The sequence below is a fragment of the Bacillus capparidis genome (assembly GCF_017832095.1).
Classification (GTDB): Bacteria; Bacillota; Bacilli; order Bacillales; family Bacillaceae; genus Bacillus; species Bacillus gobiensis.
On sequence record NZ_JAFDST010000003.1, the window covers coordinates 23804 to 50013 of the forward strand.

General features: G+C 41.0%; 23 protein-coding genes, 4 tRNA genes, 1 pseudogene and 1 other annotated feature. Of the genes and pseudogenes, 23 read left to right on the plus strand and 5 right to left on the minus strand.

Annotated features, from left to right (window positions below; all coding sequences use genetic code 11):
• The first annotated feature begins 191 nt into the window (after positions 1-191).
• From JOC74_RS13670 to JOC74_RS13685, 4 genes are all read left to right on the plus strand, one after another.
• Positions 192-266: transfer RNA gene (locus JOC74_RS13670), tRNA-Glu, on the plus strand.
• Between the two features lie 26 nt (positions 267-292).
• Positions 293-368: transfer RNA gene (locus JOC74_RS13675), tRNA-Val, on the plus strand.
• Positions 369-515: 147 nt separating this feature from the next.
• Positions 516-600: transfer RNA gene (locus JOC74_RS13680), tRNA-Tyr, on the plus strand.
• Between the two features lie 4 nt (positions 601-604).
• Positions 605-676, plus strand: a tRNA-Gln gene (locus tag JOC74_RS13685).
• A gap of 67 nt (positions 677-743) precedes the next feature.
• On the opposite strand, the gene JOC74_RS13690 is transcribed toward JOC74_RS13685, so the two are convergent.
• Positions 744-2075: a S8 family peptidase gene (locus JOC74_RS13690; RefSeq protein WP_053605242.1), complete on the minus strand. Its 1332-nt coding sequence runs from the start codon at positions 2073-2075 to the stop codon at positions 744-746.
• A gap of 781 nt (positions 2076-2856) precedes the next feature.
• Positions 2857-3132 (minus strand): FixH family protein, encoded by a 276-nt coding sequence (locus JOC74_RS13695; RefSeq protein WP_312883830.1) that lies wholly within the window; start codon positions 3130-3132, stop codon positions 2857-2859.
• Positions 3133-3397: 265 nt separating this feature from the next.
• Here JOC74_RS13695 and JOC74_RS13700 point away from each other — a divergent pair, with 265 nt between their 5' ends.
• The 8 genes from JOC74_RS13700 (at position 3398) to glmM (ending at position 12061) form a co-directional block, all read left to right on the plus strand.
• Entirely contained in the window at positions 3398-4213 is an 816-nt protein-coding gene (locus JOC74_RS13700) for a MerR family transcriptional regulator (RefSeq protein WP_053606176.1), read from the plus strand.
• Between the two features lie 140 nt (positions 4214-4353).
• On the plus strand, positions 4354-6114 hold the full coding sequence (locus JOC74_RS13705; RefSeq protein WP_211086182.1) for a CocE/NonD family hydrolase: 1761 nt from the start codon (positions 4354-4356) through the stop codon (positions 6112-6114).
• Between the two features lie 121 nt (positions 6115-6235).
• Entirely contained in the window at positions 6236-6901 is a 666-nt protein-coding gene (locus tag JOC74_RS13710; protein ID WP_053605245.1) for a pentapeptide repeat-containing protein, read from the plus strand.
• A gap of 182 nt (positions 6902-7083) precedes the next feature.
• The gene (sigW, locus tag JOC74_RS13715) at positions 7084-7647 is read left to right on the plus strand and encodes an RNA polymerase sigma factor SigW (protein WP_053605246.1); all 564 of its coding nucleotides are present in this window, start codon (positions 7084-7086) and stop codon (positions 7645-7647) included.
• A gap of 13 nt (positions 7648-7660) precedes the next feature.
• On the plus strand, positions 7661-8272 hold the full coding sequence (rsiW, locus tag JOC74_RS13720) for an anti-sigma-W factor RsiW (protein WP_053605247.1): 612 nt from the start codon (positions 7661-7663) through the stop codon (positions 8270-8272).
• Positions 8273-8472: 200 nt separating this feature from the next.
• Positions 8473-9291 (plus strand): diadenylate cyclase CdaA, encoded by an 819-nt coding sequence (gene cdaA, locus JOC74_RS13725; protein ID WP_053605248.1) that lies wholly within the window; start codon positions 8473-8475, stop codon positions 9289-9291.
• Complete coding sequence (locus tag JOC74_RS13730) at positions 9284-10681, plus strand: CdaR family protein (protein ID WP_053605249.1); 1398 nt, start codon at positions 9284-9286, stop codon at positions 10679-10681. The genes cdaA and JOC74_RS13730 overlap by 8 nt, the downstream gene beginning before the upstream one ends.
• Before the next feature lie 33 nt (positions 10682-10714).
• Positions 10715-12061, plus strand: coding sequence for a phosphoglucosamine mutase (glmM, locus tag JOC74_RS13735; protein WP_053605250.1), 1347 nt, complete (start codon positions 10715-10717; stop codon positions 12059-12061).
• Positions 12062-12166: 105 nt separating this feature from the next.
• Here glmM and JOC74_RS23955 read toward each other — a convergent pair whose 3' ends face one another.
• Complete coding sequence (locus JOC74_RS23955; protein ID WP_280882382.1) at positions 12167-12301, minus strand: hypothetical protein; 135 nt, start codon at positions 12299-12301, stop codon at positions 12167-12169.
• Between the two features lie 315 nt (positions 12302-12616).
• Here JOC74_RS23955 and glmS point away from each other — a divergent pair, with 315 nt between their 5' ends.
• The 9 genes and pseudogenes from glmS to JOC74_RS13780 all read left to right on the plus strand — a co-directional run.
• A complete protein-coding gene (glmS, locus tag JOC74_RS13740) occupies positions 12617-14419 on the plus strand; it encodes a glutamine--fructose-6-phosphate transaminase (isomerizing) (protein WP_053605251.1) in 1803 nt (600 codons plus the stop codon).
• 580 nt (positions 14420-14999) lie between these two features.
• Positions 15000-15274: a binding site (T-box leader), on the plus strand.
• A gap of 93 nt (positions 15275-15367) precedes the next feature.
• Positions 15368-16660, plus strand: a complete 1293-nt coding sequence (locus JOC74_RS13745) for an amino acid permease (RefSeq protein ID WP_211086214.1) — start codon at positions 15368-15370, stop codon at positions 16658-16660.
• A 263-nt stretch (positions 16661-16923) separates the two neighbouring features.
• The gene (locus tag JOC74_RS13750; RefSeq protein WP_211086183.1) at positions 16924-17175 is read left to right on the plus strand and encodes a hypothetical protein; all 252 of its coding nucleotides are present in this window, start codon (positions 16924-16926) and stop codon (positions 17173-17175) included.
• Between the two features lie 341 nt (positions 17176-17516).
• Positions 17517-18101, plus strand: a complete 585-nt coding sequence (locus JOC74_RS13755; RefSeq protein WP_053605254.1) for a TetR/AcrR family transcriptional regulator — start codon at positions 17517-17519, stop codon at positions 18099-18101.
• Entirely contained in the window at positions 18101-18505 is a 405-nt protein-coding gene (locus JOC74_RS13760) for a DUF5367 family protein (RefSeq protein ID WP_053605255.1), read from the plus strand. The genes JOC74_RS13755 and JOC74_RS13760 overlap by 1 nt, the downstream gene beginning before the upstream one ends.
• A 540-nt stretch (positions 18506-19045) precedes the next feature.
• Positions 19046-19321, plus strand: coding sequence for an ArsR/SmtB family transcription factor (locus JOC74_RS13765; RefSeq protein ID WP_053605256.1), 276 nt, complete (start codon positions 19046-19048; stop codon positions 19319-19321).
• Positions 19322-19414: 93 nt separating this feature from the next.
• Positions 19415-20809, plus strand: a complete 1395-nt coding sequence (locus JOC74_RS13770) for a hypothetical protein (RefSeq protein WP_053605257.1) — start codon at positions 19415-19417, stop codon at positions 20807-20809.
• A gap of 172 nt (positions 20810-20981) precedes the next feature.
• A complete protein-coding gene (locus JOC74_RS13775) occupies positions 20982-21380 on the plus strand; it encodes a VOC family protein (RefSeq protein WP_053605258.1) in 399 nt (132 codons plus the stop codon).
• A 148-nt stretch (positions 21381-21528) separates the two neighbouring features.
• A pseudogene (locus JOC74_RS13780) lies at positions 21529-21696 on the plus strand (IS91 family transposase); the annotation flags it as partial.
• Positions 21697-22143: 447 nt separating this feature from the next.
• Here JOC74_RS13780 and JOC74_RS23570 read toward each other — a convergent pair.
• The gene (locus tag JOC74_RS23570; RefSeq protein ID WP_225970276.1) at positions 22144-22773 is read right to left on the minus strand and encodes a hypothetical protein; all 630 of its coding nucleotides are present in this window, start codon (positions 22771-22773) and stop codon (positions 22144-22146) included.
• Between the two features lie 4 nt (positions 22774-22777).
• Entirely contained in the window at positions 22778-22915 is a 138-nt protein-coding gene (locus tag JOC74_RS13790; RefSeq protein ID WP_211086185.1) for a hypothetical protein, read from the minus strand.
• 334 nt (positions 22916-23249) lie between these two features.
• Between JOC74_RS13790 and JOC74_RS13795 the strand changes: the two genes are divergently transcribed.
• Positions 23250-23681: a PH domain-containing protein gene (locus JOC74_RS13795; protein ID WP_053605260.1), complete on the plus strand. Its 432-nt coding sequence runs from the start codon at positions 23250-23252 to the stop codon at positions 23679-23681.
• Positions 23682-24298: 617 nt separating this feature from the next.
• On the plus strand, positions 24299-25846 hold the full coding sequence (locus tag JOC74_RS13800; protein WP_211086186.1) for an alpha/beta hydrolase: 1548 nt from the start codon (positions 24299-24301) through the stop codon (positions 25844-25846).
• Positions 25847-26210: the final 364 nt, after the last annotated feature.

The following is a 26210-nucleotide window of genomic DNA, read 5'->3' on the forward strand; positions in this document are numbered from 1 at the left end:
TTTTCTGAAATTTTATTTCAATTTGAGTTCTATTATCGCTATGTTCAGCATAGAAACAGGGTTTTTATCATTTTACAATGATGGGGAAAGTTTTTTTGTTTTTTTATCATAAAATGATAAATTTTCTCTTTACAAACTAGTAGAAACCTGTTTATAATGGTTTTTGTCAGATTCGACAGAACACGAACGATGGCCCGTTGGTCAAGCGGTTAAGACACCGCCCTTTCACGGCGGTAACACGGGTTCGAATCCCGTACGGGTCACCATACTGTGGAACGCTAAGAATTTCTTTGGAGGATTAGCTCAGCTGGGAGAGCATCTGCCTTACAAGCAGAGGGTCGGCGGTTCGAGCCCGTCATCCTCCACCATCTTAGTTGAATAATCTTTAGGTTTTGTGTTATCTTATAAAAGCTGTGTTTGATTTGTAAGTACCAAATTTGGGACGGCGAGCCCAAGTTGAATACTACAGCAAGATCTATTATTTTTCTTGCCGGCATAGCTAAAGACCTTAATATGGAGGGGTAGCGAAGTGGCTAAACGCGGCGGACTGTAAATCCGCTCCCTCAGGGTTCGGCGGTTCGAATCCGTCCCCCTCCACCATCATTGGGCTATAGCCAAGCGGTAAGGCAACGGACTTTGACTCCGTCATTCGTTGGTTCGAATCCAGCTAGCCCAGTATATGTAATAAAAAACTCTGGCAGGAATTATTCCTGCCAGAGTTTTTTTCTACCATAATATTGCTATCAATCAGCAGGAATTGAGTTCTCTGCATGAGTAAACCCTGCACCAAATACATTTGGATCTGCTATTCCCTCTGGGAGAGCTGCGCCTTCGATAAGAAGCCTTTTCACTTCATTCGGACCAGCATCCGGCTTTTGTTGAAGAATGAGCGCTGCGATTCCTGCGCAAATCGGGGTAGCCATGGATGTTCCAGACATCGTCATATAGGCTGTCCCAACACGGGCTGATTTTTGCAATTTATCTAAATAGGAATTAGGGGAGCGAAGCGAGATGATGTTGACGCCGGGAGCTAAAATATCGGGTTTGTTTTTTCCATAAATCGTTGGGCCGCGGCTTGAAAACGATGCAACGCCATCATCGCCTGCCCCCTCAGTGTCCCTGTCATCAAAGGCTCCGACCGTGATTACTTTTCCGCTGATTCCCGGGCTGCTGATCGTTTTTGGTTCGGGACCGGAGTTTCCCGCCGCTACACAAACGGTGATTCCCGAATTCCAAGCTTCTTCAACGGCTTTAACCATTGGATCCTCTTGTTCATTTTCATAGTTGAGGGCTTCTGAACCTAAAGACATACTAATAATATCAATTGGATCGTCAGGGTATTGTTCATTAAATTCCATACACCATTCTATTCCTTGAATAATTGTCTCCAGTGAACCGGAACCCATTTTATTTAATACTTTAACGCCTATTAGATCCGCTTCAGGAGCAGGTCCTTTATATTGTCCTGAGGATGACTCGCCGTTTCCTGCAACATCACCGGCACAATGTGTCCCATGCCCGTTATCGTCGTACGGCTCTTTTTTATGACTGATAAAATCAACAAAACCCCTGATTCTTCCTTTTAAATCGGCATGCGGATGAATGCCGGTATCGATAACGGCGATCGTTACGCCTTTTCCTGTTAACGTTTGATTATTTCGAACGACTTTCTTCGCATGGCTTGATTGAACACCTACATCCAGTAATGTGTTGACTTTTCGATTTAAATAGATTTTTCGAATATCGTGACAGTTTGTAAGAAGCTTTTGTAAAGTTAGAGGAGTCAAATCCGCACTGCAGAAGCCGGTGCGTGTAAAATTATGTCTTAACATATTGCCTTTTTGACTGCCGACAATTGTACTAATAGTATGATAGCCGTTTTTATGGCAGTCTTTTTCAAATTCAATGAGGACTGAAATTTTTTTCGATTGTAAAAGTCTATATTCAAATTGGCGATGCATGAAACAAGGAGTCCATTTAAGTGGCCTGTAAAGCTGCAATACGTTTTCCCGCAAGGGCCGATCCAGCTTAGTGGCATTTGCTCGCACCATTTGAACCATAGAGTAGCCAAACATAAATTATCCTCCTTTTAAAAGGTTACCTGATAGATTATGAAGACATGTCTAAATTTGTAAGGATGTTTGTCCACCGTTTGAGTGAAAGGGGCTCTATCATTACTATTTATTTATAAAAATGGGGAAAGGAATGTTTCGAGTTAAAGAGAGATTGTCGGAGAAATTAAGATCACGATTTCCATTGTGAAGGTGAAAGTAGGCACGCGGATTTTCTAATAGAAAATGAAGTTTAACGAAGAGTTACGGAGTGATATACATTATGGGTGTGAAAATTGATTTTCTATGGACTTATTGCGCCATTTTGTCCTTCAGAACAGAGATGAAGGACATTTTTAAGGCTCATTTGCGTCTTTCTTGTCCTTCAGCACCCGGATTAAGGACATATCTTTGGCTTTCTTGCGTCATTTTGTTCTTCACAACGCAGATGAAGGCCATTTCTTGGGTTCACTTGCACCTTTTGTCCTTCAGAACAGAAATGAAGGACATTTTTAAGACTCACTTGCGTCTTTTTGGGGCTCTCCAATAAGTCGATTTTTCGAAAAAGTTTCATGATTATTTAATAGCTCTCTCAAATTTAGGTTATTTAGATTAATCAATGAACTATGGTTGAATTTAAAGATAGAATTAATGATGGCTATGCTCGCCATGATGTTGTTCGGATTTTGGCTGCAGTGATTTTATTTCCTCTTCGGAAAGCTTTCCGGCAATCACTTGTTTAGTATGCATTACATGTGAATCCCGAGCGCGGACCTCCGCTTTCACAAGCCATCTTCGGTAAATGTTATTTCTGCAAACGTCCTTCCTCGTCATTCCGTGCATTTATTACATCTGGATTATCCTTGCTATCCTTTTTCCAGATTTCAAACTGAATATCAGCGGCATCTACTTTTTCCCCGCCTTGTGTCAGATTGACCTTAATCACCTGTTTTTGATTCAGAGAAAAGCTTTCGGGCAAGATCATATCAACCTCTAGCGGTTTAGACTGTCGATATAGATTAGCCGTACCAGGGGTGACTGAACAAGCTGACGACAGAAGCGAAAAAGTACTTATTATAATGAAACCGACTCCATTTTAAGCTAAGAGAAAAAAGCCCCAGAATTAGGTGGTTTATAAATTCTTCCGAGTTTCAGATAAAAAATGAGCCATTTCATCTAGAATCGGTTCATTTTTTATCTGAAAGCTAATCCGTGAATCTATAAACAGACAATTCCACGTTCTACGATTTAAAATGTGTTTATATTCATCTTGACTCTCCCCTGTACGGGAAGGTGTATATTCCAAATAAGAAGCAATGACTGCTGCAAAGAAAGGTGATGAAACGATGTTTAAAATCAGTGAGTTTTCCAAGCTTGGCCAGGTTTCTGTGAAAACTCTTCGTTATTACGACAAGCTTGAGCTGTTAAAACCGGCTTATATTGATTCTGATACAGGCTACCGATACTATACAGCTGATCAGCTTTTTCTATTAAATCGTATTCTCGCTTTTAAAGAGTTAGGGTTTACACTAAACCAAATCAGGCTGTTATTAGAAGAAGAAATTCCAGTCGAACAAATTCGCGGGATGTTCCGTTTGAAACAGGCCGAAATTCATACTCTGTTAGAAAACGAACTAGGTCGTTTAAAACGGATTGAGGAGCGGCTGTATCAAATTGAAAAAGAAGGGAGTATTGAGGCGGAGCATGAGGTTGTTATAAAAAAGCTGGAAGCACAACACTTCGCCTCTTTACGTAAACCTGCAGCGATTCAAGAAATCCCTCAGCTTTTTGCACAGCTGGATCGTGATCTTGGGAAAAACTTTTCTTCCTCATATCCTCAGACTGTCCTCTGGCATTGCTGTGAAGAATGTGAAGGGGAAGTTGATTTAGAAGTCTGCTATCCCCTGCAACAAATATCAATGAAATCAGAAGTTCAAGTTCAGCAGCTGCCTGAGGCTCCGATGGCGGCAACCCTGCTGCATCGTTGTCATCCTGCAAGCCCTTGCACAGCCAGCGCTGAATTAGGGATTTGGATTGAGCAAAATGGATATCAAATCAAAGAAAATGAACCTCGTCGAGAAGTGTTTTTACATCCAGAACATGATTTTTACATTGCGGAGGTTCAAATTCCTATTGAGAAAGTGCCATCAAATGTACGTTGAGATTGAGAAAAAATCAGTCTAGGCCAATTGCGCTAAAGGTATTAGCTCTTGCATCCTTTGGAATTGGAACAACTGAACGCTGAAATTAATCAGCATGTTTTGTGATAAAAGAAGACTTTGGTAAAAGGAGAGCTTATCAAATGACTAATTTAGAAAATCAAATCATCACAGAAGTAAATATACCAGTTGAGATGAAAAATGGAACGGTGTTGCGAGCTGATATATACCGTCCTAATAGTAAAGGTCCTTGGCCAGTTCTTTTGACTCGCTTGCCTTATGGAAAGGACAACGAACTTTATATATTTAATGATATTCCACGTGCAGTTCAGCAAGGGTATGTGGTTATCATCCAAGATACAAGAGGGCGTTTTGCTTCAGAGGGAGATTGGGATCCTATTCTTACTGCAAACCACGAAGCCTCCGATAGTTATGAAACCATCCATTGGGCTGCGAACCTTCCTTATAGCAATGGTAAAGTAGGGATGTTTGGTCTATCGTATTACTCTTTTACGCAATGGGCTGGGATGCTTCAACAACCGGATCCTTTAATGGCGGCTTCTCCTGCATTATCTTGGAGTGACCCTTTTGACGGATATATGTACCGAGGGGGCGCTTTCGAGCTGGGTTTTTTATCGTATTGGCAATTAGGGATGTTTGAAGACACGCTTCCAAGACTTTATCCAGATCAGCAAGAATTAGCTCTCGCGGAAAATCAATTACAATCAGAAATTGAAAAACTACAAACAGAAATCAAATCACTTCCTTTGAAAAATTTTGCTCCTTTTACCAGAAACAAAGTGGCACCTTCAATTCTTGAACACATTAAAAGAAACGTGGATCCAGAGTATGTTGATTCATTATTATTAAAGGGGAAACATGAACACGTTACGGTTCCTACACTCCAAATCGCTGGATGGTATGACATCTTCCTGCAGGGAACGATTGATAATTTTGTACAAATGCGTAACAACGGAGGCAGTCCGGAAGCCCGCCAGAGTAAATTAGTCATTGGACCTTGGCAGCATATAGATCATAGCCATCAAGTTGGAGAAATCAATTTTGGAAAGTCGGCTGATTCCACAACGATAGATTTGATCGGAATCCATTTGCGATGGTTTGATCATTTTTTAAAAGGAATTGATACTGGTATTACTAACGAAGCCCCTATCAAATTGTTTGTAATGGGTGAAAATGTCTGGCGTAATGAATACGAATGGCCGCTGGCTCGTACCCAGTATACAACATACTATTTGCATAGCAGCGGACGTGCTAATACTCTTCAGGGAGACGGCACTCTTAGTACGGTTTCCCCTATTCAAGAAAAACCCGATCATTTTACCTATGATCCTATAAATCCAGTACCCACGAAAGGAGGATCGATATTTATGCTGCCGGATTTTCCTGGCGGTGTATTTGATCAAAGGGAAATTGAATCCCGGGAGGATGTGCTAGTTTATACGACTCCCGTATTAGAACAAGTTGTAGAAGTAACCGGACCGGTAAAAGTAAAGCTATGGGCGGTTTCTAGTGCTCCGGATACCGACTTTGTCGCTCGATTAGTAGATGTCCATCCAGATGGCACAGCTATTAATTTGACGGATGGTATCATTCGCGCCCGTTTTCGGAATAGGGGAATGGGAGAAGCTCCAAGCTTGATCGAACCTGGAAAACCCTATCTCTATGAAATTGATCTATGGTCTACAAGCAATCTTTTTAAAAAGGGACATCGCATCCGCGTGGATATTACCAGCAGCAATTTCCCGCGCTGGGATCGAAATCCGAATACGGGACAAGATTTTGGTGAGGATGAAGAGAATGATCTCATACCTGCCCAGCAAACGATTTTGCATGATGAAGAGCATCCTTCTTCAATTGTTCTTCCTATCATTCCAAGAAAATAATTAGACTAATACAACCTTGGCCTGTTAAATGAGCTAAGGTTGTATTATTTTATGATTCTTTTCGAAAATCTCATATAATTGAAATTAAACTTCCTATCTTTGTTGAAAGGATAAGATAAAGATGGCACAAAACAACCAAAAGAAAAGAGTGAAAATAGACAAGCCGAAAATTCGCGCAGATTTCAATCGGTTCAAGGCTGCCGATCTGGAAAATGAAGAATCCTATGTCTATCAAGCCGAAATGAGAGATGCAGAAATTGCGAACATCTATGTGGAGAAAATGGCGTTCGAACAGGTTGTTTTTCAAAACACCTCATTTGCAGAGACCGCCTTTCCATATGCAGAGTTAACCGATGTATTATTTGACCATTGTGACTTGTCCAATGTTGATTTCAGCCATGCGATATTGCACCGTGTGGAGTTGAAGAATTGCAAGCTGGTAGGAACTAATTTTTCAGAAGCCGCTCTGCGAAACGTGATATTTCAAGAATGCCATGCCAAGTATGCATCGTTCGGCTTTTCGAATCTGAAGCACGTGCGTTATGAGTCATGCTCGCTGGCCAACGCGGATTTCTATGAATCGGAGTTTAAGCAAGCGGCTTTTGAAGCATGTGATCTGAACCAGGCAAATTTTGCGGGAACGAAGTTGAAAGGGATCGATTTAAGTACATGCTCGTTCGAAAATTTAATGGTTTCGATTGAAAATTTAGCGGGGTGCATTATTTCACCGGAGCAAGCTGTCGGTTTTTCCAGGGCTCTTGGGTTAATTATTAAGGATTCACAATAACGGTAAAAAAGTATCTCGATTTCAAAGACTGAATTTCGTATAATAGAAAAGCTGAAATTTTAAGGTAAATTTCAGCAAAACTCTGCCAAAAATTTGATAAACTTATTTATATAAAAAAATGAAACTTATGACTAAGTCATTCGTATACATACAGATCGGTGAAGGCAGAGGTTAAAAAAACTATGGAAACATTGATCAAAAAAAGAATAAAACAAGTAAAAAAAGGTGATCGCAATGCGTATGCGGACATTGTTGATATTTATAAAGACAAAATATATCAGCTTTGTTACCGTATGCTCGGCAACGCCCATGAAGCCGAAGATATTGCTCAAGAGGCCTTAATCAGAGCCTATGTAAATATCGAAAGCTATGATATCAATCGGAAATTTTCAAGCTGGCTTTACAGAATTGCAACCAATCTGACGATAGACCGTATTCGTAAGAAGAAACCTGATTATTTTTTGGACGCTGAGGTTGCAGGAACGGATGGTTTGAATATGTACTCCCAAATCGCAGCTGAAGGAAGGCTGCCTGAAGAGGAAGTCATTTCCATGGAGCTGCAGGGAACCATTCAGGAAAAAATCCTCAGGCTTCCGGAAAAGTACAGGGCGGTGATCGTTCTAAAGTATATTGATGAGCTCTCTTTGCTTGAAATCAGCGAAATTTTGAATATTCCTGTCGGTACGGTGAAGACAAGAATACACAGAGGCAGAGAGGCTTTACGAAAACAACTTAGGGATTTATAAGTGGGGTGATTGAATGAACTGTCCCGAACACATTGTTCTGCTTATGCACGAACAACTGGATGGAGATATCCTCCCGGAAGACGAGAGGACACTGAAAGAGCATTTGTCTATATGTAAGAGCTGCCAGCAGCATTTCTATGAACTCGAAAAATCGATTGCCCTTGTTCAGAGTACCTCTCATGTAGAAGCTCCAGCAGGATTTACTGCAAACGTCATGGAGCGTCTTCCGAAAGAAAAACGGAGGGTTTCTGTACAAAGGTGGTTTCAAACTCACCCATTTGTGGTGGCTGCATCCTTTTTTCTGATACTTATGGGAACCAGCATTTTTTCCAGCTGGTCAAACGATCAGACATTCAGCGTATCCAGACAGTCGAATCTGATTGTTGAAAATAACAATGTCATCGTACCTGAGGGTGAAGTGGTCAAAGGTGATGTCGTCGTGAAAAATGGGAACATCAGGATAGAAGGCAAGGTGGAAGGCAGCGTAACTGTCGTAAATGGTGAGCAGTACACGGCTTCAGCCGGACGGGTAACAGGCAAAATTACAGTCATTGATGAAATGTTTGAATGGCTGTGGTACAAGATCAAGTCTATTGGTTCCGATGTGATAGGTGTATTTGAATAACCTTGCTTCTTCAAACGGTTTATAAGCTAATCCAGCTTTTAAACCGTTTTTTTATTGTTTTATGCCTTACAGCGTTCATTTCACTTGTGATTTGAAATTATGGTATAATGACGTGGTTATATAAGCAATATAGCCACATAATAGAAGCAAGCGACGAAGTTTTATATAGAAAAGTGAAAATTTTTTTGGAGGACGAGGACATGGCTCTTGAGGATATTCCTTTTTTTCAGTACCTCGGCAATGCCGTTGATATTCTCCTTGTTTGGTATGTGATATATAAATTGTTGGTTATCATTCGCGGCACAAAAGCAGTCCAGCTTTTAAAAGGGATTATTGTCATTGTCGTCGTTCGAATGGCCAGTCAATATTTAGGCTTAAACACCCTGCAATGGATCATGGATCAGGCAATTACATGGGGAGTTTTAGCCATCATCATCATCTTCCAGCCGGAGCTGAGGAGAGCGCTCGAGCAGATCGGCCGCGGCCGGCTTTTCTCAAGGAGTGCCGCTCCTGAAGAAGAGGAACAGCAGCATACCATTGATGCGATTACAAAGTCCGTCAGATATATGGCAAAGCGTCGTATCGGCGCTTTAATGACGATTGAAAGAGAGACAGGGATGAGCGATTACATAGAAACCGGCATTCCACTCGATGCGAAGGTAAGCTCTGAGCTTCTCATTAATATTTTTATTCCGAATACTCCGCTTCATGACGGAGCTGTAATTATTAAAAAGAACGAGGTGGCTGCAGCTGCTTGTTATTTGCCATTGTCGGAGAGCCCGTTTATCTCGAAAGACTTGGGAACGAGGCATAGAGCGGGAATTGGCATAAGCGAAGTAACTGACAGCCTTACCGTGATTGTCTCTGAGGAAACGGGTGCGATTTCCTTGGCCAAAAACAGCGACCTTCATCGGGATATTTCGGAAGAAGCGCTAAAGGAAATGCTTTCGGCAGAATTTCGCAAGGAAAAAAATTCTTCTTCGAACCTATGGAACTGGAGGGGGAAAAAGAATGGATAAGTTTTTGAATACCCCGTGGGCAGTGAGAATTATTGCACTGCTTCTTGCGATTATGCTATTTATATCTGTCAGCATTGAGAAGCAGCCGGATTTTAAAAAACCCGGCGAGCAATTGTTCCAAGAAGAGCAGCCAACAACGGAAGAAGCAACGCTTACGAATATACCAGTCAATACGTACTTTGATGAGGAAAACCTGGTGGTAACCGGTGTTCCGCAGACTGTGAATGTCACATTAAAGGGATCGACGAGTGCTGTAACTACCGCAAGACAAACGAAAGACTTTGAAATTTATGCAGATTTAGAAGGCTTGTCCACTGGCTCGCATCGTGTCGTGTTAAAAGCGAGAAACGTAAATGAAGATCTTGACGTATCGATTAATCCGTCTGTTACTACTGTAACGATCCAGGAAAAAACGACAGAGAATTTTCCGGTCGAGGTTGATTTCTTTAATCAAAACAAGATGGCAGGTGGCTATACACCTGAACAACCGATAGTCAGTCCAAAAAACGTGAAGGTGACTGGAGCCAAGGAAGTGATCGACAATATTTCAGTAATTAAAGCAGGCGTTGATCTGGAAGGAGTAGACAAGACGTTAGAAAAACAAACGAAAGTGACTGTCTATGACAGTGACGGAAATATTCTTCCTGTTGACGTGGAGCCTGCTGTTGTCGACATCACTGTCCCTGTGACCAGCCCGAGCAAAAAAGTCCCGCTTAAGATCAATCGTACCGGGAAACTTCCTGAAGGCACCAGTATTTCAAGCGTTGAAACAAATCCGTCTGAAGTAACGATCTACGGACCCCAGGATGTTCTTGATTCCATTGAATTTATTGATGGAGTCGACCTCGACCTGAGCAAAATTAAAGATAATACGGTGCAAGAGGTAGACATCCCGCTTCCAGATGGAGTGAAAAGTGCATCTCCTGACAAGGTCAAACTCAATGTAAAAGTTGAGAAAGAGAAGGAAAAAGAACTGAACAATGTATCAATCAAGCCTGTGGGGCTGAAAAATGACCAGAACCTAGAATTTTTGGATCCTGACACGAGCCAATTGAGTCTCTTGGCAAAGGGCTCAACAGAAGAGATTGATCAATTGCAGCCTTCTGACATTGAACTTTATGTGGATGTATCAAACTTAAACGAGGGCGAGCATGACGTGAACATTGAAGTGAACGGTCCGCAGAACATTACGTGGACCATGCCAAAGGAACGTGCAAAAGTGAAGATTACATCGAAAGAATCCGAAAACGAAGAAGAAAACAAAGACGAAAACAAAGACGAAACAAATAAAAACACAGATGATGGTTCGAATCCAGATTCAAAAACAAATACAGAGCCGGACAAAAAACAGGATATAGATTCGGAAAAACCCGATACTTCAAATACCTAATCATCAGCGGTAAAAAAAGGAGCGATTGTTAGAATGGGCAAGTATTTTGGAACAGATGGAGTCAGGGGTGTCGCCAACAGCGAGCTTACACCCGAACTCGCATTTAAAATTGGTAGATTCGGCGGCTATGTACTGACAAAGGACAAAGAGCGGCCGAAAATTTTAATCGGACGTGACACTCGCATTTCAGGGCATATGCTGGAAGGAGCCTTGGTAGCAGGTCTTCTTTCCATCGGTGCCGAGGTCATGCGTCTTGGCGTTATTTCCACACCGGGTGTTTCTTATTTGACAAAGGCAATGGACGCTGAAGCAGGAGTCATGATCTCAGCGTCCCATAACCCTGTTCAAGACAACGGTATCAAGTTTTTTGGTTCTGACGGTTTTAAGCTTTCGGATGAACAAGAGCTTGAGATTGAGCATTTAATGGATCAGGAAACGGATTCCTTGCCGCGGCCAGTTGGAGCCGATCTAGGGCTTGTCAACGACTATTTCGAAGGAGGACAAAAATACCTCCAATTCCTTAAACAAACGGCAGATGACGATTTCACCGGCCTTCACATCGCGATTGATTGTGCAAACGGCGCAACGACATCACTCGCCACGCATCTTTATGCCGATTTAGACGCGGATGTTTCGTCGATCGGCACGAATCCGAACGGCTTAAATATTAATGACGGGGTAGGCTCTACTCATCCTGAAACGCTGGCTGATTTTGTCGTCGAAAAAGAAGCCGATGTCGGTCTTGCTTTTGACGGTGACGGCGACCGGTTAATTGCCGTTGATGAAAAAGGAAATATTATCGATGGCGACCAAATTATGTTCATTTGCGCAAAATATTTAAAGCAAGAGGGACGTTTAAAAGAAGATACGATTGTCAGTACGGTAATGAGCAATCTCGGCTTTTATAAGGGCCTTGAAGCCGAGGGGATTAAAAGTGTTCAAACCGCGGTTGGCGACCGCTATGTCGTAGAAGCAATGAAAAAACAAGGATACAGTCTCGGGGGCGAACAGTCAGGACACATCATCTTCCTGGACAACAATACGACTGGAGATGGATTGTTATCGGCAATTATGCTCCTAAACGCAATGAAGCTGTCTGGAAAGCCATTGTCAGAGCTTGCTGCTGAAATGCGGAAGTTCCCTCAGCTGTTAGTCAATGTCAAAGTAACTGATAAATACAAGGTCGAAGAAAATGAAAAAGTGAAAGCTGTCATTGGAGAGGTAGAAGCTGAAATGAATGGTGACGGCAGAATTTTGGTACGTCCATCAGGTACAGAACCTCTTGTCCGCGTGATGGCTGAAGCCCGGACAAAAGAGCTGTGCGAGAAATATGTCCACCGTATTGTCAATGTGGTTAAAAAAGAAATGGGTGCAGAATAATAACTAAAGTGTAACTATTTTTGTTTGACATACGACCAATTTATGAAAAACGAGTACCGGGCAAGAAGATTTTACATAATATGTAGGGAATGCGGTTTTAAGATACTAAGGTGAGTAATTGGTTGGCTTTGGCGCTCTGCGGCGGATTCGCCCTTGTGCAATAGCCGCGGAAGAGCCTCCATAGCCAATCATTTTCATACATCTTTGATTGACGTGCATTTTCCCCTGTAGTAAAATCAATTTGTCTTGTCTCTATATTTGGAAGTAAGGAGGGGAGTAAGGTAATTTCATAATTATAGCGCCCGAACTAAGCAGACGGACAAGAGCTTAGTTGACGAGGATGGAGGTTTATCGAAGTATTCGGCGGATGCCTCCCGGCTGATTTCAGATCACAGCCGAAAAGAATTTCTTTAAACCAAAGAGGCGACTCTTTGAACAAAGGGAAATTGCATGATCTGACTACAAATAAAAAAACATGTAGGAGGGGACGAAGAAAAGTCCCTTCCAAAAAAGGATTTTCTTCTCCCCTTCTCAGGACTTGGAGGAAGAAAACATATGTGTGGTATTGTAGGATATATTGGACAGCGTGATACAAAGGAAATTTTGCTTAAAGGCCTAGAAAAGTTAGAATACAGAGGCTATGATTCTGCAGGGATTGCCATCATGAACGATGAAGGCGTCCATGTTTTCAAAGAAAAAGGCCGTATTGCTGATTTGCGCGAGGTTGTTGATGGCAAAGTAGCTTCTACAATTGGAATCGGACATACCCGCTGGGCAACCCACGGGGAGCCAAGCCATTTGAACGCTCACCCTCATCAAAGCGCTTCAGGCCGGTTCACGCTGGTTCATAACGGTGTCATCGAGAACTATGTTCAACTGACCCGTGATTATTTACAAGACGTCACATTAAAAAGTGATACAGATACAGAGGTGGTCGTTCAGGTCATCGAGCAATTCGTCGAAAGCGGCCTTGAAGTCGAAGAAGCGTTCCGCAAAACGCTGGGACTTTTAAAAGGCTCTTACGCTATTGCCCTCTTTGATGCTGAAAACAAAGAAACCATCTACGTCGCAAAAAACAAAAGTCCGCTGCTCGTCGGCCTTGGAGACACATTTAACGTTGTCGCATCCGATGCAATGGCCATGCTTCAAGTAACTAATGAGTATGTGGAATTAATGGATAAAGAAATGGTCATCGTTACCGACAAAAAGGTTGTCATTAAAAACCTTTCCGGCGACGTCATGACTCGTGCCTCATACATCGCTGAGCTTGACGCCGGCGACATTGAAAAAGGCACGTACCCTCACTACATGTTGAAGGAAATCGATGAGCAGCCGCTCGTCATCAGAAAGATTGTACAAACGTACCAGGATGAAAACGGCAAGCTTGACGTTCCTGGCGACGTCGCCGATGCTGTCGCAGAGGCGGACCGCATTTACATCGTCGCATGCGGAACAAGCTACCACGCAGGACTTGTCGGAAAGCAATTCCTTGAAACGTGGGCAGGCGTGCCGACAGAGGTTTACGTATCAAGTGAGTTCTCCTACAACATGCCATTGCTTTCAGAAAAACCGTTGTTTATATTCCTTTCTCAAAGCGGAGAGACAGCGGACAGCCGTTCCGTCTTGGTACAGACCAATAAGCTCGGCCATAAAGCATTAACAATCACGAACGTACCAGGCTCTACGTTGTCCCGCGAAGCCGACTACACCCTGCTTCTGCACGCAGGCCCTGAAATCGCCGTCGCATCAACGAAAGCCTACACAGCCCAAATCGCAGTACTCGGAATTCTAGCTGCGATCGCAGCCGGAAAGCGGGATAAGGAACTGAGCTTTGACCTAGCTCATGAGCTTGGCATCGTCGCCAACGCGATGGAAGCCCTCTGCGACCAAAAAGACGAAATGGAAATGATCGCGCGCGACTACCTAACTGTTACCCGCAACGCCTTCTTCATCGGCCGCGGACTCGATTACTACGTCTGCTTAGAAGGTGCGCTGAAGCTGAAAGAAATCTCTTATATTCAGGCAGAAGGCTTTGCTGGCGGAGAACTAAAGCACGGCACAATCGCGTTGATTGAGGATGGTACACCTGTATTCGCCCTAGCAACGCAAGAGCATGTGAACCTTAGTATCCGCGGAAACGTTAAAGAGGTTGCAGCACGTGGAGCAAACCCATGCATCATCTCGCTGAAAGGCTTAGAAGAAGCAGATGACCAATTTGTACTTCCTGCTGCTCATCCGGCTCTATCCGCTCTGGCGTCCGTTGTTCCTTTACAGCTGATTGCTTATTATGCATCGCTTCATCGCGGTTGTGATGTTGATAAGCCGCGGAATTTGGCTAAGAGTGTTACGGTGGAGTAAGAGGGAAGTATTGGATAACCGTTATGAGGTATTGTAGATTTAAAATAAAGTCGCGATGTTTTACCCCTTTAGATATGATTATCTAAAGGGGGTTTTTTATATTTTCTTTCTTAATAGCTATATTGAATAATAATTTCCACGATCGGGCGCTTTAATGAAGTAATGGAAAAGCCCAATTTCTCTATAAATTTACGGAGAAGTTGGGATTTTTGGTATAGGAATTTCCTTATCGTTGTAAATCCGCATTTTCCTGATGGTACCCCTATATAAGATGATGATCACTTATATATCGGCCCAACAGGTGTCAATCATTATTAAACAAAAAGGCGCTTTAATAGAACAGTATAAAACAGAAAAAGATCGAACTTTTTTATAAAAACCAAATTGAAATCTCTTGGAGAAGAATCCATTTTGATCAATCTTTTTTCAAAATGGATTCCTTTAATTTAACGAAAAATATGGGTTTGTGAGGTGTTTTTAATCAATCTTTATTTCAAAGCTACAGAAACGTCTCGCACTTTATCTATCAATTTTATATTGACAAGCCTAAAGAGGTTACTTATACTCTTAATATAATAATTAATACGCGTTGAGTGGAAGTAGTAAAAGATTGATTCATTAGGTATAGAGAGCTGCGGGGTGGTGAAACGTAGTCCAATGACACTTTGAACTTGTCCAGGAGTGGTAAATTAGTAAAAGATACATAAAATTGGTTGTTTTCCTTATCTTTTACTAATTTAACGATTGACCTTCGTTACAAGGTATTAGTATAATTACATGTACTAGCAAAGCAGAATTCTCATGTTAGAATTAATAAGAGTGGTACCGCGGTAGTCAAAACTCATCGTCTCTTGTCTTATATATTTATATAAGACAAGAGACGATGAGTTTTTTTTATGGAGGGAGAAAAAATTGAGTAAAAAAGAAAGTATATCATTAAAACGTTCAATGACAACACGGCATATTATGATGATGGCGTTAGGCGGTGCAATCGGAGCAGGTTTATTTAAAGGAAGTAGTGTAGCAGTCGACATGGCTGGTCCAGCTGTATTAATTGCTTATCTTATAGGAGGTATGATCTTACTGTTCATTATGCAAGGACTAGCTGATATGACGATTAAGAATAAGCAAGCAAGAACGTTTCATGATCTTATCGAACCCGCCATTGGCTCGTACCCAGCTTATTTCTTAGACTGGATTTATTGGAAAATGTGGGTATTAAACATTGCTGCAGAAGCTATAGTTTCTGCTATGTTTTTACAATATTGGTTTCCACAGTATCCTATTTGGGCACTGGCTTTAATTATTTCGATTGCAGTGACTATTGTAAATTTATTATCAGTAAAAATATTTGCAGAAACAGAGTATTGGCTTGCTTTTCTTAAAATCAGTGTAATTATTATTTTTATTATGGCAGGTTTATTTTTAATGTTTGTGACTACTAGTAACCATCAAGCGGTTGGTTTATCTAATTTAACAAGACATGGTGGTTTTTTTCCTAATGGAATAGACGGTTTAGTTATTGCGATGTTAGTCGTTATTTATTCTTATGGTGGGACAGAGCTAATTGGGGTTACATTAGGAGAAACGAAAAACCCCGAAAAGGTTATACCAAAAGCTACTCGTGGTACATTAACACGTATCGTTGCTTTCTATCTACTGCCATTCTTCATCATTGTCAGCCTTATTCCTTGGAATCAGGTAAATAATGCAACAGAAAGCCCTTTTGTTACTGTCTTTGATTTGTTAGGTATTCCTTACGCTGCTGATATCATGAATGGTGTTATTTTATTAGCACTAGTTTCATCCATGAATTCTGGATTGTATGCATCGTCTCGAGTTATTTACACACAAGCAATAGATGGCAGTATTGCAAAGATATTCAGTAAGTTATCTATAAAAAAAGTACCAACTTATGCAATTTTACTATGTACTTCTTCGTTATATATCGGTGTACTAATTTCTATTATTGCAGGAGAAAATACGTTTAATTATTTAATGGGTTCATTAGGTTATACCGTCCTTTTCATTTGGTTAATCATTGCTTCGGCTCATTTTAAATCATGTATGCAGCAAAATAGTATTGAAAAAAGAAAATTCCCAATAACTACACTTATAGCTATTATTTCCTTATTATTAATATTGGCCGGTGTTATTATCACAACAAAAATAATCATTACCTTTATTACCTTAATAATCTACTTAGCGATTACTGCTGTTTATATTATAAAACGTAAATAACAAAAACCAACTCTACAACTTATATACTTGATACTAAGTGTATGTAGGTATCTCAAACTTAAATTTCATATATAAGAGAATTAGCTAATGAAAATGATTAATCAATAGCAACAAATATTGAAGACGACAAAAAGTCGTCTTTTTATTTGTGCGAAGGGCAGAGTAGTACCCTCGACAGGTGTTTGGACCGGCACGCCAAGGACTATGCCTATCTGTCGGCCACGCCGAACCAATTAAAGGCATTTGCCGAAGCTGTCGGCCAGATGATGAGGACACAACCCAACTATTCTCAGCGTGATTTGGCTGATTACCAGGTGCCCGTCGCAATCGTACAAAGCGAGCATGATGAGAACATGCCGAATATCTTACTAGTAGCATTCGCGGGAATTGATCCTCCTGCTTGGAGTGAGCCATTTCGCGCCGCTGCAGAGGCCGGAGCAATTCAACAGCGTGATGCGTGTTTTCCCCGGCAAGGTACTTTCTTGAAGGAAGGATGGTGTTTGGTTAGTGCCTAGCCTGGTCAAGTTGGGTCATCCCGTCTCTATGTTATGTCCATTCAAGGTTTTTTTGGCACAATTTTTGTTTCTCAATTGGATGCTGGCTACACAGGAAAATGATCAAACTACTTAAATCTAATCCATTTTGATCAATTTTTTTCAAAATGGATTTTTTTAATTTGCCGTAAAACATAGGTTTGTCTAACGTTTTGATTAAACGACGCTGTTTGAAAATAAAGAAATAGCATTTATTCGCTAGTGAAACGTTGAAATATATTCGTAGCTTTTTAATGGAGCAAGTGGTAAAATTTTAAAAGAATGAAGTTAGTTAGTTGAATAACTAAATCGGTGGTGAAAAAATGGCGAAGCCAAATGTTGTTAATAAAAATGATTTAATTCAATTTGCAAAGGAGTGTTTAGTTGAGAAAGGAATTGAAAAGTTTACTTTGAGGGCAGTTGCAGAAATGGCAGGAGTGACACAAGGTACTATTTATTATCATTTCCGAACAAAAGAACAATTGTTTGCAGATATCGTAAATGATATTTGTAATCATTCTTGGAATGAAGTATCACAATGTAACGAAAATCTTATAAGAAAGGCAATAGAGTCAGCAAAAAGCCGTTGTTCTTATGATTCATTTTTTCATAAATTGTTCTTAATGTTAATAGTGTCAGGTTTTAATAATGAAAAAATAAGAGAGCAGCTTGAAGATATTATGATAAAAGAAAATAATGCTCTAACGGATCATTTATCGAAACTATGGTCTGAATCACCTATAGAAGGTGTTTCACTAGGAACATGGGGAGTATTTTTAAATGCAATTGTGGATGGTCTGGCTTTACAGGCTTTATTATCGAAAGAGTTTTCAGTAGAAAAAACTTATGAAGAACTCGAACAGTTACTTATAGGACTTAGTAAACTGCTAAATGAGGATAAGAGCTAATGAAAAATTATTTGTATACAGCATTATGGGGTGTCATTGTCTGGTTTTTTGCAACAATATTTTTCGTACTTATTGGAGAGCGTGTTCTCTATAGTCCTGGTACCAGTGGATTTACTATTAGTATTGTATTCTTATTAATTGGAACGGGAATCTTGTTGTCAGGTGTTACATATGTTTGCTTAATATTTGATAAATCTGAGAACGCAGCACTTAAGTTTGGCTTAATTGGTACTATTGTTGGCTTAACATTAGATACATTCTCTATATCTAACCACCATGTTATTTTCCCAAAACTGGATGATTCGCAGGTTATTGCTTTTACAGCTTGGATGACTTTTGCATACGCTTTATTTTTAATTATACCAACTATAATTAACGAACGAAAGAAAAGGCAAAGCAATTAAAGAGGCTAACATCGTTATGAAGTGGGAATCTTTAAAGATTATTAAAAGTTCTTATTTCGCTTACGAAAGTCAGAAGATGCAAACTTTCTTATAAAAACCAAACTTAAATCTTCTTGAGAAGATTCCAAGGAATTTAGTCTAACCCTTGATCAAATATTAATTTGTATTAGACAGATGATTAAATGTTTAAGGAAGCCTAGAAGTTACAGGTTTCTACAACGATCTAAATTATTTGTGATGAAATGATGGAGAATTCGGCAGAAACATTAGGATTCAACGAAGAAACATTTGAAGAAGCTTAAGAAATAGAATTTGGTAATTTCTGCGGAGCAAAAGAGTAAGAAAGGGAATCGATTTTTGATTCCCTTTTTGTTTATTAAGAGGACAGAGGAGGATAAAATAAGCGTTATTTCCAGATTAGAGGACGATGAGAGCAGGTAGAAAAAAGGTATTGAGGAGACTCAAATTTCGGAAATTGACATTTCCTTCCCTATAGATTAATATTTCTATAAATATAGAATTATAAAAGGAGGCAACTTAATGTCAGAAGAAACTCTTTCTGTAAAAGAGGCTGTGAAGGTGTATAAGGCGTTAGGTGAACCGACTCGGCTGAAGATTGTGCAGCTTTTGAGCAAACATAGGGAATTAAGCTGTACTGAAATTGGGGCGCATCTGAATCTTTCGAAAGGATCAACTCTCTCTCACCATCTTAAACAATTAACGGACTGCGGGTTGCTTGAATTGTCGCGAAAAGAAGGAACTTTTCATTTTTATCATATTCAAGAGAATATTCTGAAGCGATATGTAGCCGATTGAATCATTTCAATTGGACTGATTTTTTGTTCTATATTTCGATATATATGAAAGTATTGAAATTAAAATAATAAAATAAAAGGAGAGACAACGAATATGAAAAATTATCGTCTTGCCATCGGGAAGCGGGAAATCGTATGGGGAAAGCAGCTCGACGTACGCCCGACAGCCGGGCAAACCGTCGTGACCAAGCAGCCGAACGAGCGCTACGACTGGAATCTCCCGAGCGGCGTATACCGCGCTCAGGATATCGTACGGGAGTTGGACGCACTGCTGGAGGCCGTACTCGTGCAGCTCGGCGGGGCGGCGGATGCTGAGGCGCTGCTCGCCAATCTGGAGGCAAACCTCGCAATTACCGGCCGGGAGTCCGATTTGCCGCTCGGCGAGATGGCGCAGCATAACCGGGCAGGGGAGGAGCTGTCTCGGCAGGCGCAACTGATAGGCGAGGGCTTGGTCCGCTGGGCGCGGGTATTCAATTCACAAAAGCGGGCAGCCGAAGCATTCGGAAATTCCACGCTCCGCAGCCTGAGCTTCAGAAGCCACTGTGACAATCATCTATGGACGCACAAGGTCTCCTCTTTGCTGATGGGACCAGCGGGCGGGCCGGGAGTCATGCAGCTGTTCAACGAATACTTGCACCAGATCATTCTGCTGCGGGACGCGCTCCTCCCCTTCGACAATTGGGAAGAAGTGCCGATCGAGGTCGAGGAGAGTCATGGCAAAGGATTGCGGTTCGTCGAGCGGTCACGTTCGGAGTTTCTCGCCAAGCTGCTCGGCAAAAAGATGACGCACAAGACTATCGTGCAATATGCCCAAAGCGTGCTGAGTCCGGAGCTGGATAGGGTCGGATACGGCTTTCAGTACCGTCTTGGCACGGTGCTGCCTGGAAGCCTCGGAGCTGAGCTGGCGAGCGCTCCCCGCTACTTGCTCCGCTGGCATCCGGTGCTGTTGGTGCCGGATGGGACGGCGGACGGGGACCCGAGCCTCGTCGCCTTCGATTATGAGTTCCCCGATTATTATGCGGCCCCTCGCAGCCGTGTAGCGGGCGGGGACTCAGTGAATGCCCTTACAGAGGTTCCGCTCCCGGTGACTTCGGATATCAGGGAAGCGCAGCTCGTGCCGGTTGGCCAGTCGAATCGTGTCGTCGTACAGTACCGGCTGCAGATCAATGGCGACGTCTATGTGGTTGATCTCGGCCAAGCGTTCCGCGGACATCGATTTATGTATCGTCCGGCGGCGGCTTCCGATTCGACATCCCCGTTCCAGGTCCGTGTGCATCACCCGTCGCACATTCTTGGCCTAGAGGGGCTTGTGACGGACGAAGAGGACACCCATCTGATCCCGACCGCGGGCAATCCGCTTCTCGAATGGGCGTTGCTCGGCAAGCTTTACCCGGAAAACGTAGTCGTGCTCGAAGGCGCCGATAAAGAGAAGATGGCCGCTGCCCGGAACGCAGGCAAAGGGTTCGGCACCAAATTTCTGATCGTCTGATCGAGTAGGAGAGAACGGCTACCCCCGTCCTCTCACCCCTAGTATGCGGCTCAGCACTAGGCGGTTCACCAGCCTTGACGAAGTTTGTAGTATCTTTGGGTTAAACTCTTGAGCCCCCGGTGGGATTTACACAAGTAACGATTTATCTCATTGTGAGAAAGGATGAAGAGACATGAACATTTTAAAAGTATATACCCCAGTTTTTATACGCAATAATCAGCTGGAGGAAAGCATTGCTTTTTATGAACAATTGCTTGGGGAACGTAGCGATTTGCGCTTCTCGTATCACGAGGCTGGGATGGAGATAGCGACAGTGAGCTCGATTCTGCTGGTTGCAGGCCCAGAAGGTTCAATAGCGCCTGTGAAAGAGATGAAGCTAGCACTGCTTGTTGATTCGCTCAATGAGTGGAAAGAAGAACTTGTAAAGAAGGGAGCGACTATCCTTTCGGAGCCTCAAGAAGTTCCGACTGGCTATAACATGTTTGTAAGGCATCCGGATGGCTCGCTTGTTGAGTATATTGAGTGGGTAAATGAGAAGGTAGCTGCAATTAACCTCATCAGAGATGAATAATGTGTAAATCCCAACATTATTGCAGCTAGGTATTGTTGTCGCATAGGGAAAAAAAACAACTTTTTCATAACAGTTCATTTTCTTTAAAGCTCACAATCTATGATTCGAGTAAATGGCTGTGATTAGAGCGATAAAGACACTGATTTCACAATCCTTATGTCCAACAACGAGAGCTTATTTAGAAAGGGTGATTGTTCATCTCACCGGTATCCAAGCACCGCAAAAAAGGAAAGAAAAAGAGAAAAAACAACAACACAAAGATCAACTCATTAAACAAGAAGCAGAGCGTCAGCTATGTTTGTTTGAATTGTCATGAAAAAGAAGACATTCCTTATGAAGTCGTAAGAGATTTTGATTTCATGGATGGCGGAGATCCAACTACACCACCTAGTTCCTTGTTTATTTGAGGAATCTTTTATATGTGTAACACGTACTATGTATATTTTTTATATATAGTCTTTTCTTAGAAAAAGGAGGAACAAAGGAACAAACCGACGGGAATTGCGAACATACATACAAAATAGTATGTATGTTCGCGCGACATTGGAATCGCTTACTTTTCGTGGATTACTTGCATATACGCAAAACCGGCATCAAAAAAGGAACATTTCTACCCTAAAAAGGAACAAAGCAGGAACAAAGAACGCATGTTGAAAGATATTTCATCATTATTTCCACTGTCTGCTTGACAGGAGGGGGGGAGTTCATTTCAGCATGCTTTTAACACTATCATTGCGCTTCTGAACTTTAGTAGTTTTATAAGTTATTTGAAACAAGATATGATGGCAGGAATATTAGCCCCCCCTACGACTGCAACTGCTCCAATGCAAGCAGCACAAATTGCTGGTACAGCTGGGCAAGACGCAATACAAGTTGCCGCAATTAATCTTGCTACTGTTAAATCTATTAAAGCGACTAAAGAAATGCATAGAACGACTTCATTAAAACTCTTTTGAGCTTGAACACCATCACCAGCTTTATCTTGCATATATTTTAATTCTCTTTGAAGTTTACTGTTACTAATATAATCTATATCAGTCACTTTTTCTTGGACTAATTTCCCATTGAAGTAAGTAGTGACAACAAACTTATTATTATCACTTTTTGTAATCAATGTTTCTGAATAGCTTATAATGTTGTCTTCTGAATCAAAAACAAAAGTCAAATTACTTATAAAACTGTATTGTTCTCCTACAATAGGGATTGTGACAGATGCGTATTTCTCATTATTTTCTTTAATATCTAAGAATTTCGCATCGTCAAAAACTAAATCAGCACCGGAATTATTTAAAATCACTTGCTTGCTAGATATAGCTTTCTTAGACATATCTGTTAGGTGTTGAATCTTTTGGGGATTTTTTATTTCCTTTGTTTTGCTAGCAGTACCATTCATTTGTTCAAAATTTCATTTGTTCAACACTGCGGGAACTTTCCTCTGTTGATTTGGCATTAGCATTAGAGATTGAGCTAGCCGATCCTGAGACTAATAACGTTAAAGCCATAGCGACAACAACCATTTTCTTCAATAAATCCATCAGAAATTTCTCCTCCATCTCCTATTTTTTGAGTGGATGGTATTTTTACCCATACCTAACAAAAATAACAGAAGTAGATCATGGAGTAAAGTCGATAATTTCAAAATAGTCTTATTTATCTAATTATTATATTGCTTTAATAAAACAACCCATACAATATACTCTTAATACCCTTAAAATTCTTACAACTTTATTTTCTGTTCATGAAAATAGTTGTATTTTTAAAAAAAGTAAATTAATGAATTATAATCGTCTGCAATATGCTTTATAATCTAAGTAGAATTTTTTTTTTGAAATAATCGTATAATTTTATAAAAGAGGGGGGATTAACTTTATGGTTTATCATTCAAAACCTGATGTTTTTTTTATAACATTTATCTTCTTATTGATTTGGATAATGGGGTTTATATTCCTGGTTCCCTTCATAACATCATTTACAACATTAATTATTATATCTACAATCTTTATTATTTCAGCAATTTTTTTATGGTGGTACGCAGTTTCTATTAAGTATGTTTTTTACGAAGATTATCTATTAATAAAAGGTGGACCATTTCAAAATAAAATCCCTTATCAAAGTATAATAAAGGTTGCTCCAACGTCAGATAAGTTGACAGGTTATCAAATTTCATCAACTGATAAGGGACTTGAATTATTTTATCAACGAGAATCTCATGGTAGTATAAAAATTTCACCAAGAGATAAAATGAAGTTTATCAACGAGTTGAAAAAACGATGCCCTAATGTACAGATCCCGCATAATTAAAAAATCGAATAATTAGTTTATCAGTATAACAGCAAAGGGCCTCATAAAACGTGAGGCTCTTTGCCGTTATACTGGTTCTCTTGAGGTGATTTGAGATTCTTATTAATTGCAATTAATATTAGGCAGCGATTTAAATCGGATGTCTATTTTAAATTCGCAAGCGATTGAGAAATCGGAAGCTTATATAGTTTTTTTCAAAAAGCTCAATGTATTTTCCGTCTTCTACTTCTCCATAAGCAATGACTTCAGATCCAGCAGCTTTTTTTGATTGATTCGTTAACTCAAGTTTGACACGGTACAGGGGTTGGGCAAAAATACCTATCTTAACGCCAGCCTTTTTTGTTCTACTGTATAACCTGATAATCCCCTGAAGTAATTCTGCAGCACGAAATTGCGTTCTTTCTGCATGTTGAAGATAGGCAGGTCGAATTTATAGATGAATTTTATTTTGGAAAATCAATATGCTTAACTATACACGGTTGGAAATGCATCTTCACATAAAATTTACACCCCGTCTATAATACTGTAGTTCGAAGTTAATATTTACGTAATATATTTAAAATGTTTTTCAGTTTTAAAAGCTTTTTGAATGACCTCTTATAGCAAGATCTTCACCAGTGATCCCTCTCTCAAAACTAGATTACATATCATGTGGTAAAGAAACTGTTCCAAATAATCAGACGTATAAGGAGAGTGCTGTAAGTTCGATGAGAACCCTTGAAATCTTATTACTCAGCCTCAATGTACTGACACTTGTCATACTCCTATGGAAAAGGGGAAAAGCAAGAAAGTTGCTCCTTGCATTGAGCGGAGTAGCTCTGATTTTCTTAGTTCTGCAGCTTGTTGTCGAGCATTACCGCTGGCAGATGGTGCCTTCTTATGCGCTAACGTTATTTTTGCTGTTACGGTCTGCTATGCAGTTCCGAAGCCAATCAAACAGGTTATTGCATCCCGCTTTAAAGGTTATCGCTGTTATCCTTGGATCGCTATACGTAGTTATTGCGGTTGGACTTCCTATATTACTGCCTGTTTTTGAAATCGCTAAGCCAAGTGGTCCCTACCTGATAGGAACGGCAAGTTACCATTGGATAGATGATAAAAGGGAGGAAAAGCTGACTGAAGATCCTTCTGACAAAAGGCAGCTGATGGTACAGGTTTGGTATCCAGCAGAACCTTCCGGGGATGAAAAGATATTACCCAACATTCCAGACTTGTCCGGTTTGCAGACGGCTGTTCAACAAAAGTACGGGGTTCCTGGCTTCTTCATAGACTATCTTGGCAACGTAAACACTCACGCCAGAATTAATGCGAAAATTTCCGGCTCTCAGATGAACTATCCGCTGCTTCTGTTTGCACACGGTTTTCCGGGAAGCCGCTATACGAATACGTCACAAGTGGAGGAGCTAGTCAGTCATGGTTATATCGTGGCTTGTATCGACTACTCTTATTACTCTTTAGCGACTGAGTTTCCTAACGGAGAGCTTGCTGTATTGAGCGACAACGTACCAGCTTTGACCGATTGGGATAGTTGGGATCAACTTATCTCCGATATCTGGGTGCCAGATTCAACCTTTGTGCTGGACAAAATGGAGCAGCTAAATGCTAAAGATCCGAACGGCATTTTGAACGGGAAAATCAATCTTGCGAGTGTGGGCATGTTCGGCCACTCCTTCGGCGGCGCGGCCGCTGCACAGAAATTGTTAGCGGATTCGCGGTTTAAAGCGGGGATGAATATGGATGGAACGCTGTTCGGAAAAGGGGATTTGAAAGACGGCCTTAAACAGCCGTTTCTCATGATGAACGTGAAACCACCAGAAACTGACAGCACCGATGAACCGACCGATGAGGAGTTGCAACAAATGGGGTTGACCCGTGAAGGTTTTGACTTTATATCGAAAGAAATTCCGATGCGCAAAAACAATCTACTCAAAAACGGTGGTTACAGTGTGATGATTGACAAGATAGACCATCTGAGTTTGACCGACATGTATTTGCTGTCGCCATTTTTTTCATGGAATCGTGACATGTCTCCACGTCATGCGCACACTATCATCAATAAATATACACTAGACTTTTTTGACAAACATTTAAAAGGAAAAACAGACACCCTTTTTGACAGCCCGTCTTCCCCCTTTCCTGAAGTAACGGTATCTTTACCACAATAAAAGAAATAAACTTCCCCCTTAGCCAGAAAACAGCCGGTCTAACGGATTTGTTCGACCGGCTGTTTTGCGCCTCAAGCTGTACCGGCTCCTAGTCGGTCACTTTGATTGCCCCTCTGGCTAATTCCCATAATAGCAATCGTTGGTACTGGTTGAAGTTTCGTTATCATCGCTGTATAAATACCATCAGAAAACAGCTCTATCAGGGCAGTATTTTCAAAGGAAAAAGCATTAAAAAAACAAAGTACTGGCGCAATATTATATATTAGAAAAATGTTCAGTCTACCGGTTCGTTTCCCAAAATTGAATATATGGACAAAGTAATAACGCCATTATTTGCAATCGCTTTCTTGAAATTTTGTATCAA